Annotated in this window: 2 protein-coding genes; both read right to left on the bottom strand. The window is 64.3% G+C overall.

The window, feature by feature from the left end:
• Positions 1–319 precede the first annotated feature (319 nt).
• Complete coding sequence (locus VHC04_RS14550; RefSeq protein ID WP_325682473.1) at positions 320–1,339, bottom strand: IS110 family transposase; 1,020 nt, start codon at positions 1,337–1,339, stop codon at positions 320–322.
• 101 nt (positions 1,340–1,440) lie between these two features.
• Positions 1,441–1,644 (bottom strand): hypothetical protein (locus VHC04_RS14545; protein ID WP_413789119.1); only part of this gene is annotated, 204 nt, incomplete at its 5' end.

The raw sequence follows: 1,644 nt of genomic DNA, 5'->3' as shown, positions 1-1,644 counted from the left end.
GCGGCGAAGTAGCCGCAAGTCGTCATTGCCGGGCTTGACCCGGCAATCTCGTGCCGAGTGGAACCAGATGCCCGGGTCATGTGTGGATGGCCCCCGCTTGGCAAGGGTTAAGTTCGCGTTGGGCAAGTTTCGGTCGCTTGCGGTCATGTGTACGGCCTGTTTGCGCGGCCGATGGCCGCTGGCCCTGATGGGACCCGTGGATCGAGGCCTGATCAAGCCCACGGGGTCGCTCTGCCCCTTTGACTCGGGAAGGATGCTCTCGATCCGTCGTTCGACCGACGTTGCCATCACGCGCGTTTACCCTCGCAAGCTTTCCGGCTCAGGCAGCGGTCTGCCTGGGCCGGAAGTCCTCCTGGCGCATCATCACCGCCCAGCCGATGCGCGCCATCTTGTTGGCCAAGGCGACCGCGGCCACCTTGCGCTTCTTGGTCTTCATGAGCTTCATGAGCCACGGATCCTGTTTGGCGCGCTTGCTGTTGAGAACGGACATGGCGCCGTTCACCAGCAGCCGCCGCAGATAGCCGTTGCCGCGCTTACTGATCGAGCCCAGCACGACTTTGCCGCCGGTTGAGTTCTGCCGCGGCACCAGGCCGAGCGAGGCCGAGAAGTCCCGCCCGCTGGCGAATGCCTCGGGGGCGGTCACGATCGCCGCCATGGCGCTCGAGAGGATCGGACCGTAGCCGTCGATGGTGATCAGGTGCCGGTAGGTCTGGTTGCTGCGGCCCCATTCCACGATCTGCTTGTCGATCGCCTCGGCCTGTCCTTGAACACCCTGCAGGCGTTCCACGGTCAGCAGCAGCGCACGCTTGAGCAGCTCCGGTACCTGCTGGTCGCTCTGATCCTCCAGAATCGCCAGCAGTTCGCGGATGTGGCGCGGCCCTTCTGGAACCACGACGCCGAACTCCGCCATCAAACCGCGCAACTGATTCATCAGCATCGTGCGCTGCTTGACCAGCATCTCGCGGACCTTGTGCAGTCCGGCCGCTGCCTGCTGCTCCGCCGTCTTCACCGCCACAAACCGCATCGAAGGACGGCTGACCGCTTCGCAGATCGCCGCCGCATCGGCCGCATCGTTCTTGTTCCGCCGCACATACGCCTTGGCATAGGACGGCGGGATCAGCCGAACCGTGTGGCCCAGCTGGCCCAGCTCCCGCGCCCAATGATGCGCGCTCCCGCACGCTTCCAGGCCCACCACACAGGGCGGCAGCTTGGCTAACCAACTCAGCACCGCTCCTCGCCGCAAGCTGCGGCGCACCACAACTTCCCCGGCCTCATTCACACCGTGCACCTGAAACACTCGCTTCGCCAGGTCCAGACCGATCGTGCTAACCTTTTCCATGGATGGCTCCCTCAAGTTGGACAACTATGCAGCCCAACTTTGGCACATCGATGCCGTTCGGGGGCCATCCACCCCATCAAGCCCGGGCATGACGTACTGGGCTAGATGTAGATCGCTTTCAGTGGCTCGAAGCCGTTGAAATTCACCGCCGAATAGGTGGTGGTGTAGGCGCCGGTCGAGGCGCTGCCGGGCTTCTTCATCGCGACCGGTTTCTCCGGCCACGGTTTCGGCATCGGCCTGGGCGCCGGCAAGCTCACCGCCGATCTCGTCACCGGCATGCGGCCGGTCGTCGATCCCAAGGATTT

This window comes from Rhodopila sp., from assembly GCF_035548095.1.
Lineage (GTDB): Bacteria > Pseudomonadota > Alphaproteobacteria > Acetobacterales > Acetobacteraceae > Rhodopila.
The sequence above is the reverse complement of the archived record's forward strand: the minus strand, read 5'-3'. Positions and strand labels throughout refer to the sequence as shown.